Source organism: Erwinia sp. E_sp_B01_1, assembly GCF_036865545.1.
Taxonomy (GTDB): domain Bacteria; phylum Pseudomonadota; class Gammaproteobacteria; order Enterobacterales; family Enterobacteriaceae; genus Erwinia.
Genome location: NZ_CP142208.1, coordinates 1941085 through 1954956, shown reverse-complemented (window position 1 = coordinate 1954956; position 13872 = coordinate 1941085). Strand labels below are relative to the sequence as shown.

Here is a 13872-nt window from a genome sequence, read left to right as displayed (position 1 = left end):
CTTTAAGCGAGCAAACTTAATGGTGCAGCATCTCCTCTACGACCTGCTCATTGTTCATCTGCCACGGATAATAAGTCGGCCAGTTATCCATCTCTTTGAACAGCGCCTCTTGTGAGGTGTTGCCCATGAAAATATGGAAGTGGGCAGATTGACGTGGGCCAATGGTGTGATCGCTGAACTGCACGAATTTTGGCGCTTTGCTGCTGGCGTCCTTACATTCGAACAGATAACGCACCCCTTTTTTCCCCGAGGCGTAAGTGAAAATTTTATAGCCCGCATAATCATACTTACAGGCATTCACCTGCTCGCCTGTATGAAATTCCATGCTGCCGTTTTCAATGCCAATTTCCGTGACGTCAGTGGCATAGCCTTTACGGTAGTACTCTTTGATCTGCTCAAAGGATTTCCCCTGCTCCTTTTCAGCTTTTTTCCTGAACACAGGGTCCATCTCCCCTTTCAGCATGATCGGATAGACGGACTGCCAGGTTCCTTCCCAGTCTGTGAGGCTGCGATCCTTAACATCCGTGTCGTTGAATACGCCCACGGCGGCTTTTTGTTCCACCTCCGTCAGCGGTTTTCCATGCGAATGTCCGTGGGCAAAAACCTGCCCGCTAACCAGAAGTGTGCCCAGAGAAAGGAGTAATTTTAAATGACCAGCCAAAATTCAGACCTCATGTGCCTTATAAGTTTGATGTTATAACATAACATTTTTATCCATCATGACAATCCTTACCGCTGATTTTTTTGTCTGAGGGTCCGCTGGGATTCAAAGCAGTGACAGCTTCGTTCACCGTCCGGCAGAACAGTTTATACAGTCTGTAGCCTGAGACTCGCGCACTCAGTTAATTCCTTCTTCCGGTATAACCGCACCACCTCGCCCACGATCAATAAAGCGGGCGACTGCGGTTTCTCACGCAATACCGTTTCAGCCAGCTGGTGCAAAGTGGTGAGGGTGACACGCTGATCGGCCCGGGTGCCACGCTCCACAATGGCTACCGGCGTTTCGGCATCGCGGCCGAAGGCGATCAGCTGTTCGCTCAGCGCTCCGCACCAGGTCAGGCCCATATAAAACACCAGCGTCTGCCGCGCATCTTTCAGGCTTTCCCAGTCCAGCTGCGGTTTGCCGTCTTTGCCATGTCCGGTAATAAAGCGTACCGACTGAGCCAGATCCCGGTGCGTCAGGGGGATCCCCGTTGCCGCTGCGCAGCCGGTGGCGGCGGTGATGCCGGGCACGATGTGGCAGACCAGCCCCGCTTCCTGTACCGCCGTCATCTCTTCGCCACCGCGCCCAAAGATAAAGGGATCGCCGCCTTTCAGACGGATCACCTGCTGCCCTGCGGCGGCCAGCTCCACCAGCAGCTGGTTGATTTGTGACTGCTTCATACCGTGAAAACCGGGCGTTTTACCCACGTCGATGCTCAGCGCCGAAGCGGGGATCAGGGCCAGAATTTCCGGGCTGACCAGGCGGTCATACACCACCACTTCTGCCTGTTCAATCAGCCGCAGCGCCTTGACCGTCAGCAGATCCACATCGCCCGGCCCGGCCCCCACCAGCCAGACCGCACCGGCCTGTTTTCCGTGACCGTTACTGGCTAACAATTTTTCCAGCCCTGCATGTAATGTTGTCATGGTGTACCTCATTCAGGCGGCTGACTGCGCGCGGGCAATCAGCTGTTTCAGTTCGGGAAGACAGGAGCCGCAGTTGGTGCCGCATTTCAGGCTGGCACCCAGCGCTTCAGTGCTGCAACAGCCTGCGGCAATCGCTGCGTTAATGGTGTTTTCGCCCACGCCAAAGCAGCTACATACCGTTCTGCCCCGGCTGATGCCGCTGGTGGCGCGGCCAGCCAGCAGCGCAAATCGTCCTGCGGCATCGCCAGGCGGTTGAGCAAAGGCAGAAACCACCGCCTCATTATTAATGTCAACCGGCCCACGCCCGCTGTAGAAAGCCAGGGCCAGCTCGCCCTTTCTCCAGCCCAGCAGATGGAAATATTCCCCCTCTGCTTCTGCGGTCTGGAGATCTAAACCGGTCAGCACGCCCTGCTCTGTCAGCCAGCGCTGTGCGTTACCCGGTCCCGCAAGCTGGTAGCGGGTGGCACCCTGCTCAGGCACTTTTGCCCACCACAGTTCCTCCCCCAGCGGGGCTGCTTCACGCAGGTATAAAGCCCCCTGCCAGTCACTTTTCCAGCGACGCAACCGCACCGCCGTCTGTTTACTTTCCGGCTGCCCGGACGCCGGGCAGACTTCGGGAGCGACCAGCGCATCCACGCTGCCCTGATGGCAAAACTGGCGGTTCCAGTGCATCGGCAGGAAGACGTTGCCAGGCAACTGACCTTCACTGATTTTTGCCCGGCAGATCATCCAGCCGCTGGCGGACTGTACGCGAACCAGGTCAGCTTCACGCAGGCGATATTGCAGGGCATCCTGCGGATGGATTTCGCAGAAGGGTTCGCTGTAATGCTGCATCAGCCGCGGCACGCTGCCGGTACGCGTCATGGTGTGCCACTGGTCGCGGATGCGTCCGGTATTGGCTATCAGCGGATAGGCCGCGTCTGCCTGCGCCACCGGCAGACGCGGCACAATCGGTATCAGCCGGGCTTTGCCATCGGGATGAAAGAAATGACGATCGCCAAACAACCTTGCACAGCCAGCGGGATGCTGCTGATTCACCGGCCACTGAACCGGGGCCAGCCGATCCCACTGATGATTGTCAATCTCCGCCAGCGCGCTGATATCAAAAGCCCGCTGACCGTGATTTTCGAAGCCCGACAGCGCGGCATGCTCACGGAAAATCTCCGCCGGATGCTGCCAGCTAAAGGCGTCAGCGAAGCCAAGCCGTTGAGCCACCTGGCTGAGGATCCACCAGTCCGGCTTCGCTTCACCCGCTGGTTTAACAAAACTGCGCTGACGGGAGAGTCGGCGTTCAGAGTTGGTCACGGTGCCGTTTTTCTCCCCCCAGCCCTGTGCAGGCAGCAGGATATCAGCCAGTGCGGTGGTATCCGTCTGCGCGCAGACGTCGGAGACAATCACCAGCGGACAATGCTGTAGCGCGGCCCTGACCGCACTGCCATCCGGCAGGGAAACAGCCGGGTTGGTGCCCATAATCCACAGCGCTTTGATCTCTCCACGTCCCGCCGCCTGGAACATCTCCACCGCCTTGAGGCCTGGCCGGTCAGCTACGCCAGGGCTTTGCCAGAAACGCTGCACCAGATCGACCTCCTGAGCTGAAAAGCCCATGTGCGCAGCCAGCTGGTTCGCCAGGCCGCCCACTTCACGGCCTCCCATCGCATTTGGCTGTCCGGTCAGCGAAAACGGACCGCTGCCCGGCAGGCCGATTTTGCCGCAGGCGAGATGGGCATTGATAATGGCATTACACTTGTCGCTACCGCTGGTGGACTGATTGATGCCCATGCAGTAAAGCGTCAGCACGGCTGGCGAAGTGAGAAACAGACGGTAAAACGCCACCACATCGGTTTCAGCCAGTTCACAAAAATCGGCCACGGCGGCTATGCCCCAATTGCTGGCGGCGTCCAGCGTTTCCGGCAGGCCGCTCAGCCAGGAGGCGGCATCAGCCCCCAGCCCCTGGTGCCGCTCCAGCCAGTGCAGCAGCCCGTTAAACAGCGCGGCATCACTGCCCGGCTTCAGTGCCAGGTGCAGATCGGCCTGCTCGCAGGTTGCCGTTCTGCGGGGATCGATCACCACGATCTTCATCCCCGGACGATCTTTTTTCGCCTGTACCAGCCGTTGCCAGGCGACCGGATGCGCCCAGGCCGTGTTGGAGCCGGTCACCACCACCAGATCGGCCAGCGCCAGATCCTCATAACAGCAGGGAACCGCATCCGCGCCAAAAGCTCTTTTGTAGCCCACTACCGCAGACGCCATACAGAGCCGGGAGTTGGTATCAATATTTGCTACGCCCAGAAAGCCTTTCATCAGCTTGTTAGCGACGTAATAGTCTTCGGTCAGCAGCTGGCCAGAGGCATAAAAAGCCACCGCCTGCGGGCCATATTGATCGATGACCTGCCGCAACCGGCTGGCCACTTCATCCAGCGCATGAGGCCACCCGGTGCGCACGCCATCCACCTGCGGATGTAACAACCGCCCTTCACTGCCCAGCGTCTCGCCCAGGGCTGCTCCTTTCACACACAACCGCCCTGAGTTGGCCGGGTGATCTTTGTCGCCCCGGACCTGACAGCTGCCCGGCTGCTGAGAGACAATCTCCACCCCACAGCCGACCCCGCAGTAAGGACAGGTGGTTTTCATGACGCCACCGCCTGCGGCACCACCATTTCCGGGCTGGCAACCCAGACGCGCCCGTCCTGAATCTTCACCGGCCAGCTCCGCACGCCCTGCTGGCTGTTATCCAGCGCCTGGCCGTCACGCAGGCGGAAGCGCTGTTTGTAGATCGGAGAAATCACCACAGGCTCGCCTGCGCTGTCACCGAGGATCCCGCGTGACAGGACGCTGGCCTGGGTGCCAGGTTCGTTATCATCCAGCGCGAACACGTCATCATCCAGACGGAAAAGCGCGATGCGCTGGCTGCCAAAACGGGCACCGATTCCGGCCTGGGCGGGGATCGCTTCCAGCTCGCACACTTCGGTCCAGGGTAACAGCTCCGGCATCTCTTTGCGTTGCAGGGGTTCAGTGGAGGGACGGATCTGGCCGCGCTCCAGCGACCAGCGCACGGTTTCATCCGGCAACGGGCTGTTGACCGTGGTCTGGAACAGCGCCCGACGGTCGGGGCTTTCCAGCGTGGTCTGCCATTCGCACTGGTAAGTTTCAACAACCCGTGCCATCTCCTGCTCCAGCTCGGCCGCAATACCCAGTGAATCTTCTATCACCACCTTGCGAAGATACGCCAGGCCCCCCTCAAGATTGTCCATCCAGACGCTGGTACGTTGCAGACGTTCACCGGTACGGATATAGAACATCAGCAGGCGGTCGACATAGCGAAGCAGCGTGGCGTCGTCCAGGTCGCTGGCAAAGAGATCGGCGTGACGGGGCTTCATGCCGCCGTTGCCGCAGACATAGAGGTTCCAGCCTTTGTCAGTGGCAATCACCCCGATATCCTTGCTTTGCGCTTCGGCACACTCACGCGTACAGCCCGACACGGCCATTTTGATTTTGTGCGGCGCACGCAGACCCTTGTAGCGATTTTCCAGCGCGATGGCGAAGCCGGTGGAATCCTGCACGCCATAGCGACACCAGGTTGATCCCACGCAGGATTTTACCGTGCGCAGCGATTTGCCATAGGCGTGGCCGGTTTCAAAGCCTGCCGCCAGCAGCTCTTCCCAGATGGCCGGAAGCTGATCCAGCCGGGCACCAAACAGATCGATACGCTGACCGCCGGTGATTTTGCTGTAGAGGTTGTAGCGTTCGGCCACCTGACCAATGGCGATCAGCCCTTTCGGGGTGATCTCTCCAGCCGGGATCCTCGGCACCACCGAATAGGTGCCGTCCTTCTGGATATTGGCAAAATAGCGATCGTTGGTGTCCTGCAACGGCAGATGCTGCGGTTTCAGCAGGTATTCGTTCCAGGTGGAGGCGAGCAACGATCCCACCAGCGGTTTGCAGATCTCGCAGCCCAGCCCGTGACCATGTTTCTCCAGCAGCGCATCAAAGGTTTTGATTTCGCCGACGCGGATCAGGTGATGAAGCTCCTGACGGGAGTGAGCGAAATGCTCGCAGATATCTTTTTTAACTTCGACGCCCAAGCTGGCTAACTGAAATTCCATTACCTGCTTCACCAGCGCGGAACAGCCGCCGCAGCCGGTGGCCGCTTTGGTGCAGCTTTTCAGCGAAGCCATATCGCCACAGCCTGCCGACACGGCTGAACAGACATCGCCTTTGGAGACGTTGTGACAGGAACAAATTTGCGCGCTGTCCGGCAAGGCCGCCACGCCTAGCGCCCTGACCGGTGCGCCTTCGCTCTGCGGCAGGATCAGCATTTCCGGCTGGGCTGGCAGCGCCATGCTGTTGAGCATCATCTGCAACAGCGTGCTGTAATCGCTGCTGTCGCCAACCAGCACGCCGCCCAAAAGTGTTTTGCCATCTGCAGAAATCACAATTTTTTTGTAGATCTCCTGTGGCTCGTTGCTCCAGCTGTAACTCTTGCTCAGCGGCGTGCGCCCGTGGGCATCGCCAAAGGAGGCCACTTCCACGCCCAGCAGTTTCAGTTTGGTGCTCATATCCGCGCCGCTGAACTGCGCCGTTTCTCCGGCCAGTGAGGCTGCCGCAACTCTTGCCATCTGATAGCCGGGTGCCACCAGGCCGAAGATCTGCCCGCTCCACAATGCGCACTCGCCGATGGCGTAAATATCAGGATCGGAGGTGGTGCAGGCATCATCCACCGTGATGCCGCCACGAGCGCCCAGGGTTAATCCCGCTTCTGCCGCCAGTTGATCGCGCGGGCGGATACCGGCGGAGAACAGCACCAGATCGCTCTCCAGCACGCTGCCATCAGCAAAGTTCAGACGCATTTGCCCATCGGGCAGCGATTCAATCGACTGCGTGGCTTTGCTGGTGTGAACCTGCACGCCCAGCGCGGCAATCTTGCGGCGCAACATGCCGGCGCCACCCTCATCCAGCTGTACCGCCATCAGCCGTGGCGCAAACTCCACCACCTCGGTTTCCAGACCCAGTTGTTTCAGCGCGTTGGCCGCTTCCAGCCCCAGCAGCCCGCCGCCAATCACCACGCCACGGCGCGAATGCTGCGCTCTGGCCGCGATAGCATCCAGATCGTCCAGGGTGCGATAGACAAAACAGCCGGGGCTGTCGTTGCCCGGAATCGGCGGGACAAAGGCATAAGATCCGGTAGCCAGCACCAGTTTATCCCAGCTCATCTCATGGCCGCTGGCTTCACGGACGCAGCGCCGCTGGCGGTCGACAGCCACCACCGGGCAGTGGGTACGCAGTTCAATATGGTGTTCAGTGAAGAAGTTGTCGGCCACCAGCGATAACTCCGCATGGCCTTTGCCGGCAAAATATTCCGAAAGATGGACGCGGTCATAGGCGACGTGGCGCTCTTCGCCATAGACCACGATGTGATACTCAAGGTGCAGCTGTTTTGCCACCAGCTGTTCGAGAAAATGGTGGCCAACCATGCCGTGGCCAATAACAACTAAAGTAGGTTTGCTCATCGGGAGAGTTCCTGCAGCTTCAGGCTGCGCTGAGTGAGTCGGGTTAATCAGGACGCGGGCATCGCAGGGCGTACCCAGCCGCGTTAATAACGTGACAGCGTCACTTGTATCGCCATACAGCAGGATGCCGGTCAGCCGGCCATCGCGGAAAAAGAGCCGTCGATAGTGGTGGGTCAGAGGATCAAAAGAGCAGGCACTGGCTGTGCCAGCGGGTTGAGAGAGATTGCCGGCACTGAATACTTCAATACCGGTCACCTTCAGTCGGGTGCCGTTGTCTTCGCTGTAAAAATCCGCCGCAGGTAAGCCTGCCAGCCGGTGAGCCAGCACGTCAGCCTGCGCCAGACAGGGTGCTACCAGCCCGAAGGTTTCCCCCTCAATCTCACAGCATTCGCCCACAGCACTGACTGAGGGGGCAGAAGTGCGGAGCTGCCGGTCAACCTGCACGCCACGCTGGCAGGCGATACCTGCCTGACGGGCCAGTTGACTGGTGGGCGTAACGCCAGCCGCCACCACCACCCTGGTCGCTGGCAGTTGGGTGCCCTCCGGCAATGTGACACTGTCACTGTTTATCCGGGTGATACCGCTGTTTATCCGGCAGGTTATGCCCCGCTCAGCTAACGTGCCCATCAGCAGGTCAGCGGCTCTGGCATCAAGCTGGCGATCCATCAGCCAGCCATTGCGGTGCAGCAGCGTGACGTCCCGGCCCCTGAGCCGCAGTGCCGCTGCGGCTTCAATGCCCAGCAGGCCGCCTCCCAGCACCACCACCGGTCCGTTGTCCGTCAGCATCTGCCCGACGTCTGCCAGCCGGCGAAAGCCACTGACATGCGGCAGCTCAATGCCGGGGATCGGCGGCATCATCGGGTCAGAGCCGGTTGCCAGCACCAGTTGATCCCAGTGCAGCGTGCGGCGGTCGGTGATGGCCGTTTTGCGGGCGGGATCCAGTGACTGAACTTCCTCGCCCATCAGCAGGGTAATACCGCGCTGCTGATACCACTCCGGTGAATGCAGGACGGTATCAGCAAAGGGTTTCTCGCCGCCAAGCACTGGCGAAAGCATGATGCGGTTGTAATTACCCTGAGGTTCACGGCCAATCACCGTAATGCGGTAACGTTCCGGCGCAAGCTGCAACAGCTTTTCCACCATGCGCATTGCCGCCATCCCATTGCCGATCACCACCAGATGCTCCGCCATCATTCGCTCCTTACGCTGCCTGTTTTTCGTAGAGGAAATGCAGCACCTGCTGGCGCAGATGGTGATAATGCGGGTCATCGGCCAGCGCCACTCTTGAACGGGGACGCGGCAGATCGACCGTCATGATTTCACCTACGGTAGCTGCTGGCCCGTTGGTCATCATCATCACCCGATCCGACAGCAGCACGGCCTCATCCACATCGTGGGTGATCAGCACTATGGTGGTGTTGAGTTTCTGCTGGATCTCCATCACTGCATCCTGCAATCTGGCCCGCGTCAGGGCATCCAGCGCGCCAAATGGCTCATCCATCAGCAGCACTTTGGGCTTCATCGCCAGCGCACGGGCGATCCCCACGCGCTGCTTCATGCCGCCAGAAAGCTCGCCCGGCCTTTTATTCAGTGCATGGCTCATCTGCACCAGCTCCAGATTGTGAACAATCCAGTCGTGTTTCTCGGCCTTGCTTTTCTCTTTGAATACCTGATTAACGGCCAGCGCAACGTTGTCGTAAGTGGTCAGCCAGGGCAGCAACGAGTGGTTCTGGAACACCACCGCGCGTTCCGGACCTGGCCCGGCGATTTCGCGGTTGTCACAAAGCAGGACGCCTTCACTCGGCTGGGTCAGCCCGGCGATCAGATTAAGTAAGGTGGATTTTCCGCAGCCGGAATGCCCAATCAGACTCAGGGTTTCCCCTGGCTGGATATCGAAGCTGACGTTGTCCAGCGCGAGGAACTCCCCTTTCGAGGTGGTAAAGCGCTGGCTGACCTGCTGAACCTGAATAATGGGTTGCATCACTGACCTCCTTCCTGCCATGAGAAACGACGGGCGAGCAGCATTAAGCCCTGCTCCAACAGCAGCCCGACCACACCAATAATTCCTATCGCCACCAGAATGTTTTGCACATTGAGGTTGTTCCATTCGTTCCATATCCAGAAGCCGATCCCCAGGCCACCGGTCAGCATCTCTGCGGCGACGATCACCAGCCAGGCAATGCCGATAGAGAGCCGCACGCCGGTCAGCACGGAAGGCAGCACGGCGGGAAAGAGGATTTTGCGCATGATGGTGAATTCAGAGAGCTGCAACACGCGGGCCACGTTGAGGTAGTCCTGCGGGATGCGCTTCACGCCCTCGGCGGTGTTGATGATCATCGGCCAGATAGAACAGATAAAAATGGTCCAGCTTGAGGCCGGTTCCGCACGCTGGAACAGCAGCAGGCCGATGGGCAACCAGGCCAGCGGGCTGACCGGACGCAGCAGCGAGATGACCGGACTGAACATCCGGCCCAGGAAGGTGAAGCGCCCCAGCAGGAACCCGCCAGGAATGCCCACCAGGGCGGCCAGGCCGAAACCGATCGCCACGCGCTCCAGCGAGGCCAGCACGTTCCAGCCGACGCCCTGATCGTTTGGCCCGGCGTTATAGAAAGGATCGGCAAACAGCGTCACTGCGGCCTGCCAGGTGCTGAGCGGATCCGGGAAGCCCTTGCTGTAGATTGCCGCAATCTGCCAGACCGCCAGCAGCAGCAACATGCCGCACACGCCTGGCAGCACTCGCTGGATCGCGGGGCGGATCAGTTTGCGTCTTACCGCTGGCGCGGCTTCTGCCGGGCTTTTCAGCGGGATAACATCGGCTTTTACCGGTGCGGCTTCCGCCAGCAGCGGCACTACGCGAGCCTGGTTTTTCATTTCTGACCTCCGGAGTGAATGGCAAAGCTGGCGGCATACTGAGCCGGATTGCTGCCGTCCCAGACTTTGCCGTCAATAAGCGTGCTGCTGCGCATGTCGCTGGCAGGCAGCGAGATGTTGCCGACGGCAGTGGCCGCCTCTTTGTAGATGTCGATACGGTTGACCTGCTTCGCCACCGCCAGGTAGTCAGGTTCCTCTTTCAGCAGACCCCAGCGTTTTTGCTGGGTGAGGAACCACATGCCGTCGGAGAGCCACGGGAAGCTGACCGCCCCCTCGTTAAAGAAACGCATGGCATGGTCGTCGTGCCAGGTTTTGCCCAGGCCGTTTTCATACTTGCCGAGCATCCGGCCTTCAATGGTTTCGGGTTTGGTATTGATGTATGCACGGGCGGCGATCGTCTTTGCCGTCTCAAGGCGGTTGGCGTCTGAAGCGTCTATCCAGCGTGAGGCTTCCAGCACTGCCGCTGTCAGGGCGCGTGCGGTATTGGGGTTCTCTTTTACCCACGCCGCACGGGTGCCGAGGATTTTCTCAGGATGGTCAGGCCAGATATTCTGTGAGGTTTCAGCGGTAAAGCCGATATTTTCGCTGATGGCACGCTGGTTCCACGGCTCGCCAACGCAGTAGCCGCTCATGTTGCCGATCTTCATGTTCATCACCATCTGCGGCGGCGGAACCACCAGGGTGCGGACATCTTTGAACGGGTCAATGCCGCCGTTCGCCAGCCAGTAGTAAAGCCACATGGCGTGGGTGCTGGTCGGGAAGGTATGCGCAAAGGAGTAGGTCCCTGCCGGTTTGCCGTCGATCGCTTTTTTCAGTGCGGCAATGTCAGTCACCCCCGCCTCTTTCAACTGCGTTGACAGGGTAATCGCCTGGCCGTTCTGGTTCAGGGTCATCAGGTTGGCCATATCATGCTGCGGACCGGCCACCCCCAGTTGCAGACCGTAGATCATGCCGTAAAGCACATGCGCCGCATCCAGCTCGCCTGACGTCAGCTTATCCCGCACCGCCGCCCAGCTCGCCTCTTTGCTCGGGGTGATAGTGATGCCATATTTTTTATCGAACCCTTTCACCGACGCCATCACCACCGGGGCACAGTCGGTTAATGGGATAAAGCCAACGCGGATGGTGGTTTTCTCCGGCGCGTCAGATCCGGCCGCCCAGACGCTGTTCATCAGGCCCGGAACAAGGTAGCTGCCGCCTAACAGGGCGCTACCGGCAAGGAATCGACGTCTGGACAGCGGAAAACTCGGTTTGCTCATCTTTGGCTTCCTGAAAAAAAATCATAAAAAAAGGCGTCCGACCGGCGTGCTGAAAGCACGCGGTTGGACGCCTTTATCCAAAGCACTCGTTCCACCGCCATTGGCGGAACAAATGCAAGACTGTATGCAGGGGTGTTGCAAGGGCTATGCCAGAATCATTAATCCGGCGCAATGCCTGATGACGCTGCCTTTCTCAGCCTGAATCTCTCACCCTGAGCCCGGAATTTGCCCCAGCATGAAGCACAATTCGCACACCCTTTGTGCAACTACTCATTTAGGAGTAGAGGGAAAAACTGCGGCTACAGAGAGCAAAGCGCTGGCGATATCGACCATCCGCCGGTTTTGATCCATCGCCATTTTTCGCAGCGTCTGCCAGGCCTGTTCCTCGCTGAAATTGTGGTGGCGGATCAGCAATGCTTTGGCCTGATCGATCTGCCTGCGTTCATCCAGGCTGGCTCGCATTGCCGCCAGTTCATCGTCCTGCGCTTGCAAACGTTGCGACTGTTCCTGTACCAGCCCAAGCACGGAGCGGCTGAGGTCAGGCATCAGGCCGCCGGTATCCAGCGATTCGGCCTCTTCCCTGAGCCAGTCCTGTCCGGCCACATAGAGGCTGTAAGTCGGTTCGTTGTCCCACTGCGCCATCGCCTGCTGAATATCCAGTTCTCCGGCCTCTGTTGATGCCAGCCGCAGGCTCTCACGGCAGCGCTGCATCAGATGTTGCGCCAGGCTGTCCTCAATGGTTTTCAGCCCGTCGATGCGCCGGGTCATCAGTTGAAACCAGCGCAGCGCCATTTCAGTGCCCTGCGACTCGGGTTTACTGCGGGTACAGGCGATGCGCCTCAGTCGCTCCACCTCATTTTCACGGGTGCAGAGGGTGCGCCATTTCTGCAGACTGCGGGCATCGGCAAACCGGGCGAAATTGCTGAAGCAGCGCTCCTGTGCGTCGATCAGCATTACCATACGTTCCGCCTGCTCCACGCTGAACTGCCCGGCGGCATAGCCTGCTGAGCCGGTCGCTCTTTCCTGTCCCGCCAGCTCCTTGCCCTGCATAAAACTGAACATGGCGATCAAAGCGCGTGAAACCTGTGGGTCGGGAGCCGTGTCGATCATTTCGAACACCAGGCTCATTAGCTGGCGGATGATGTGATTGAAGTGAGCCATAGCCTCCGCATGGCTGAGCTGAAAGCCCCGGACGTTTTCGCGCAGGGCAGGCAGGTCGCCAAGCGCGTGAAGCGCCGCCGCGATCCGGCCGAAGAGGCGCCGGTTTCCGGCAAAGGTATGACCGGCAGCAGGCAGCGGCGGTAAATGCGCCAGCACGCTTTTCAGGGCCTGGCTGACCTGTCGTTCTCTGGCCGGTAATTCGTCGCCAAATAACTGGCCTTGCGAGCAGATCCAGATGTTGCTTGCCCCGCGTTCCCGCTGGAGTTGGTGAATCAACTGGCCGATCTCTTCAGTCAGCTGACCGGTTTGCAGTAAATTCTGTAACCCGGCCCGCTCACACTGGTGCGATGCCAGTAGCCAGGACAGGGCTGCAGGAATGGTTTCACTCATCATTCCGTCTCCATAAATCAGGGGCTGTACCCCCGATCAAGCAATTCTTATGCCGTTCGTAAGGAAGGGGCGGTTTTAACTGAAAAAAACCGGCCCTGGTTAAAATATTTCTCCCCCGTAATTTATTAATGGCTCTTATAGGTTGCCATGCGCGCAGATTTCCAGTTATTGTCAGTCAGCCCTCCCTCTCCTCCAGGAGCCTCAGGACTGATTATTGATATTAATCAAATTGACTCAGCGTCACCTTTCACGTAAAGATTGTCGCCTCTCTGGCGGCACTATCATGTAAAGTGGCTCGCTGCAATGGTTCCCATTCCCAAAAGCGTCAGGTAAACTGGCGGTGAATTTATCTTTCTGTAAACCTGAGTGATTTTTCTGCCTTTCGGCGTTTTTTTAAGCGGAAAGTGACCAGGCTCTCTCGGGTATCGCCTGTGGACTATTAGACTCACTGATGAAATTCATGAGGACCAAAGTGAAAATAAGCATCGCGTTTACTCTTTTGGCAGTGCTGTCTCTGTCAGGATGCAAGGCTCCTCCTCCTCCCGTGACGGATGACACCCTGGTGACCAGTGAAGTGAATGGTGTGGCGTTGACTCATCGCCATGTGGTGCAGGCTCCCCACTCTTTTACACCCGTTAATGAAACGTATCGGGCGCTCTACGGTGCCTCCGTTATGACCAGCCCCGACTTCAGCGGCAAAATTGTCCGCTACCTCGACAATGGCAAAGACTTTATCGTCCTTGGTGAGGTCGAGAATCACTGGCTGGCGATTGCCGATGCTGATGCCGATGGCGACCAGCAACAGTTGGTGGGTTATGTGCCGTTCAAGGCTGGGGTTAAAACCGGCTTGTACGATGCCACAGTGAAAAGCGATCGTCCCCGTCCGCGCAAAAATGCCAAAAAGGTCTGTGTGGATGTGGGCGGACAGAGTAAAGCCTGCCGTAATAACAACACGGCGACCTGGATTCTTGAGTAGCAAGTTTGCCCTCTGCCAGGAAGGCAATGCCCGATCACACGAATAAAAGCGCCTGCAATCAGGCGCCCTATAACCGAGA

The 13872-nt window shown here is 58.7% G+C and carries 9 protein-coding genes; 1 reads left to right on the top strand and 8 read right to left on the bottom strand.

Features of this window, described 5'->3' with window-relative positions; translation table 11 throughout:
• Positions 1-16 precede the first annotated feature (16 nt).
• From zinT to VRC33_RS09415, 8 genes are all read right to left on the bottom strand, one after another.
• Entirely contained in the window at positions 17-661 is a 645-nt protein-coding gene (gene zinT / locus VRC33_RS09450) for a metal-binding protein ZinT (protein WP_338567615.1), read from the bottom strand.
• A 146-nt stretch (positions 662-807) separates the two neighbouring features.
• The gene (gene cobA, locus VRC33_RS09445) at positions 808-1629 is read right to left on the bottom strand and encodes a uroporphyrinogen-III C-methyltransferase (RefSeq protein WP_338563132.1); all 822 of its coding nucleotides are present in this window, start codon (positions 1627-1629) and stop codon (positions 808-810) included.
• A 12-nt stretch (positions 1630-1641) separates the two neighbouring features.
• Complete coding sequence (locus VRC33_RS09440) at positions 1642-4260, bottom strand: nitrate reductase (protein WP_338563128.1); 2619 nt, start codon at positions 4258-4260, stop codon at positions 1642-1644.
• Positions 4257-8327, bottom strand: a complete 4071-nt coding sequence (nirB, locus tag VRC33_RS09435; RefSeq protein WP_338564219.1) for a nitrite reductase large subunit NirB — start codon at positions 8325-8327, stop codon at positions 4257-4259. Before nirB ends, VRC33_RS09440 begins: the two co-directional genes overlap by 4 nt.
• Positions 8328-8337: 10 nt before the next feature.
• On the bottom strand, positions 8338-9117 hold the full coding sequence (locus VRC33_RS09430; RefSeq protein WP_338563126.1) for an ABC transporter ATP-binding protein: 780 nt from the start codon (positions 9115-9117) through the stop codon (positions 8338-8340).
• The gene (gene ntrB, locus VRC33_RS09425) at positions 9117-10007 is read right to left on the bottom strand and encodes a nitrate ABC transporter permease (protein WP_338563124.1); all 891 of its coding nucleotides are present in this window, start codon (positions 10005-10007) and stop codon (positions 9117-9119) included. The genes VRC33_RS09430 and ntrB overlap by 1 nt, the downstream gene beginning before the upstream one ends.
• The gene (locus VRC33_RS09420; protein WP_338563122.1) at positions 10004-11266 is read right to left on the bottom strand and encodes a CmpA/NrtA family ABC transporter substrate-binding protein; all 1263 of its coding nucleotides are present in this window, start codon (positions 11264-11266) and stop codon (positions 10004-10006) included. The genes ntrB and VRC33_RS09420 overlap by 4 nt, the downstream gene beginning before the upstream one ends.
• Positions 11267-11536: 270 nt before the next feature.
• The gene (locus VRC33_RS09415) at positions 11537-12820 is read right to left on the bottom strand and encodes a nitrate- and nitrite sensing domain-containing protein (RefSeq protein WP_338564781.1); all 1284 of its coding nucleotides are present in this window, start codon (positions 12818-12820) and stop codon (positions 11537-11539) included.
• Positions 12821-13268: 448 nt separating this feature from the next.
• Between VRC33_RS09415 and VRC33_RS09410 the strand changes: the two genes are divergently transcribed.
• Positions 13269-13793: an SH3 domain-containing protein gene (locus VRC33_RS09410; RefSeq protein WP_338563117.1), complete on the top strand. Its 525-nt coding sequence runs from the start codon at positions 13269-13271 to the stop codon at positions 13791-13793.
• The last annotated feature ends 79 nt before the right edge of the window (positions 13794-13872 follow it).

What these genes read in the sequence shown, in the direction of transcription:
- cobA (WP_338563132.1), bottom strand. Translation starts at nt 1,629, where the DNA reads ATGACAACATTACATGCAGGGCTGGAAAAATTGTTAGCCAGTAACGGT.
- VRC33_RS09440 (WP_338563128.1), bottom strand. Translation starts at nt 4,260, where the DNA reads ATGAAAACCACCTGTCCTTACTGCGGGGTCGGCTGTGGGGTGGAGATT.
- nirB (WP_338564219.1), bottom strand. Translation starts at nt 8,327, where the DNA reads ATGGCGGAGCATCTGGTGGTGATCGGCAATGGGATGGCGGCAATGCGC.
- VRC33_RS09430 (WP_338563126.1), bottom strand. Translation starts at nt 9,117, where the DNA reads ATGCAACCCATTATTCAGGTTCAGCAGGTCAGCCAGCGCTTTACCACC.
- ntrB (WP_338563124.1), bottom strand. Translation starts at nt 10,007, where the DNA reads ATGAAAAACCAGGCTCGCGTAGTGCCGCTGCTGGCGGAAGCCGCACCG.
- VRC33_RS09420 (WP_338563122.1), bottom strand. Translation starts at nt 11,266, where the DNA reads ATGAGCAAACCGAGTTTTCCGCTGTCCAGACGTCGATTCCTTGCCGGT.
- VRC33_RS09415 (WP_338564781.1), bottom strand. Translation starts at nt 12,820, where the DNA reads ATGATGAGTGAAACCATTCCTGCAGCCCTGTCCTGGCTACTGGCATCG.
- VRC33_RS09410 (WP_338563117.1), top strand. Translation starts at nt 13,269, where the DNA reads ATGAAATTCATGAGGACCAAAGTGAAAATAAGCATCGCGTTTACTCTT.